The organism is Limnovirga soli (assembly GCF_013106755.1).
In the GTDB taxonomy this organism is placed as follows: domain Bacteria; phylum Bacteroidota; class Bacteroidia; order Chitinophagales; family Chitinophagaceae; genus Limnovirga; species Limnovirga soli.
The window spans coordinates 1-3,406 of sequence record NZ_WHPF01000029.1 but is presented as its reverse complement, the minus strand read 5'-3'; the positions used below and the strand labels follow the sequence as shown (position 1 = coordinate 3,406).

At 41.4% G+C, this 3,406-nt stretch carries 1 protein-coding gene; it reads left to right on the top strand.

Annotated elements, in window-relative coordinates:
• Positions 1 to 451: 451 nt before the first annotated feature.
• On the top strand, positions 452 to 3,406 hold a 2,955-nt coding region (locus GD597_RS21590; RefSeq protein WP_171610000.1), incomplete at its 3' end, for a S8 family serine peptidase.

Sequence of the window (3,406 nt, the reverse complement as noted above, 5' to 3'; positions counted from 1 at the left end):
TAAACAAGTGCACAAAACCAAAAGCATAGTATTTAAAAAAATAAAACAAAAAATACAAAACTTATTAGCCCAGCAACCGCTCAATAATTTGGCAATACTTGCGTCGCACTCTTGTACGGCTTTCTCAATGCTCAGCAAAGCGTTGCAGTACAAGTGAGTGACACAACAAATGCCCAATAGCAGCCATACAGCCGACCCCCAAAAAAATCCCGATAAATAAAACCACCTGTTGGGACAGTTTTAGCACCCTTTCGTCCTTACTTGGATTGTATGATATGGTTTTGATGTTATGTTTAGTGCGTTGTTCATTTTTTAAGCTTTCATCTGCTTAAATGGGATAGGTTTTTAATTATTCCAGTTTTTACAATAAAGCTGTTTTATGAAAACAAGGCCGTTGCTCCAATACTCCTGTGTTATCACCACTTTATTTATTTATTAAAAAAAACTTGGTATGAAGAAATTAATTCTACACTTATTCATGCTGTTGCTATTTATTCCAGCGATTGCGCAAAAAAAAGAACAGGTATTTTATTACTACAAAGGGCAAAAAGTATATTACCCTGTTTCTTACGACCGCCTTGTTGTGGGTATAAAATCCGGGCATACTTTTAACGAATTGAAAAATACCGTTGCAGCATTAATTTCAGTACCTGCAGATTCGTTGGAAGAAGGTTTTGGTGGCAAACAAATATTGGTGAAATTAGGTATTAATAAAGTGAAGGATATTACCCCTATTGTTACCAAACTAAAACAAAATACAAACCTGTTATATTCAAGGCCTGTGTTTAAAAGCCAGGACGGAAAATATAATAGCTATAGCGATGAATTTATAGTAAATCTAAAGGCATCTACCAGTATTGCCATGCTGCAAAGCCTGATGACTAAGTATAACGTTACCGTATTGAAGAAATATCCTTTTCTAGATGATATGTATATTCTGACTGCCGGGGCAAAAAATAATTATGACGGTCTTGCGATGGCTAATTTTTTTTATGAGACTGGGTTGTTTGATTACGCTGAACCAAATAAGTGTATTTACAATGCGCTTCTTACTGCGCCAAATGATCCGTTGTACAATTTGCAATGGGCGCATAAAAATACAGGCAGTGCCGAACAATACAATGGTACGCCGGATGTTGACATGAAGGTGCAGGAAGCCTGGACATTAACAATGGGCAGCCCGGATATTAAGATAGGGGTGATAGATGAGGGTGTTGATCTTACCCACCCTGATTTGCAGGCCAATCTTTTACAGGGATTTAACGGCGCTACTATGACCTCAAATCCAGGTGACGGTGCTCCTACGTCTTCCTATAACGGTCATGGCACTGCTTGCGCGGGCATTATTGCAGCCCGTGCCAACAATGGTATTGGTGTGGCTGGTGTTGCACCAAATTGTAAAATAATACCGGCTGTAATTTTTGGTGGGGATTATGGATATTATCTTGGAGATGCCGCAGTAGCAGCTAGTTTTGATTATGTAAGGCTGCAAGGGGCAGATGTAATTTCAAACTCCTGGGGTGGCGGCTCGCCAAGCAGCTCAATTGATGATGCAATACACCGCGCAGTTACACTGGGCAGAGGTGGTAAAGGTTGTATGGTGCTTTGTTCCAGTGGTAATTACAATTCCGCTGTTTCTTATCCTGCAAACAATCCAGAGGTAATTTCGGTAGGAGGTATTTCAATGTGCGGGCAAAGAAAATCTCCATCTAGTTGCGATGGTGAAGATTGGGGCGCCAATTATGGCATCGGGCTGGATGTAGTGGCTCCTTGTGTAAAAATAGCTACAACGGATATACAAGGTACTGGCGGTTATAATAATGCGGCTGGCACAGCGGGTGATTATTATAATATCTTTAATGGAACTTCCTCTGCCTGTCCTAATGCTGCAGGTGTGGCGGCGCTTATATTGTCTGCAAACAGTTCGCTTACGGTGGCTGAGGCAACACAGCTTTTGGAACTGAGCTGTACCAAGTTGCCAAATTATACTTATGAAGCCAGTAATGATATAAATGAACAGAACGGTACCTGGAATAATGAAACAGGATTTGGCAATGTAAATGCGTTTGCAGCGGTTCAATCTGCGTTGAACCCGGATTGTTCTTTACCTGTACAAATCCAGGCAACTGATCTACAATATTGTAACAAAGATATCGTATTATCCGTATTTTTTCCCATTGCAGAGGCAACCTACCAATGGCGTAGGGGCGGGGTAGTTATAGGCAGTGGCAATACATTAACAGTAAATACAGGCGGCAGCTATGATGTAGTAAAGATAAAAGGTGGCTGCACAGTTGCATCAAGCATAATCAACATTACTAACAATGTTACAGTAACAGCTTCCGCAGATGCTAATACATTCTGTAATTCTGGCGGCACTGTACTAACAGCATCGGCGTTAGTTAAAGCAACTGCTAATTATTGTTCACCTACCTATTCCAGTGGTACAAGATTAGGAGATTTTATTTCATTGGTTAGTATTGCCGGTACCACTTTAAATAATGCAACAGGCGCTTCTATAGCTCCGTTCTATACATTGTACCCGCAATCGGGTGCTACAACTGCAAGTTTATCAGGAAATACGAGTTATACCATGTCAGTAACAGGAGGCACATATAACGTTTGTTATATTCGGGGCTGGATTGATTATAACCAGGATGGTGTTTTTGATGCATCAGAAAGTATTGGTATTTCTGGAAATGTTGGGGCATCTGCATCTGGGTCAATTGTATTTACACTTCCTGCAAACATCTACAATGGCGAAACAAGGCTTCGCCTTAGGTCGAGTGATACTAATCCCGGCCCTGGAATAGAAACTCCTTGTGGTGCAACCAACTCTGGGTGGGGTGAAGCAGAAGATTATTTGATAACGATAACAGGTGGAGTGTCGCCTTTAACTTATAGTTGGACTGAAACTCCTACTGGCACAACACTTGAAAGCAATAATACTGCAGTGGTTACTGCATCAAATATTAATCAAACAACCACCTATACAGTTACTGCTACAACAGGACAAGGTTGTGTAAGTACTTCAAGTGACACGGTTACCATAAATCCGTTAATCACGTGGTACCCAGATGTTGATGGAGATGGATATGGAGATGCAAATACCTTAGTGCAGGCATGCACAGCACCTAACGGTTATGTAAGCGTTGGTGGAGATTGCAACGATCTTAATGCCTCCATACAACCCGGCGCACCAGAAGTGTGTGATGGCATAGATAACAATTGTGATGGACAAGTAGATGAAGGATTCCCTGATATCACTTATTACCGCGATGCAGATGGAGATGGTTATGGTAATCCATTAGTTACAACAACTGCCAAATGTGCTACACCAGCAGGGTATGTAACCAACAGCACAGATTGCGATGATCAAAACGCATCTGTACACCCCGGCGCACCC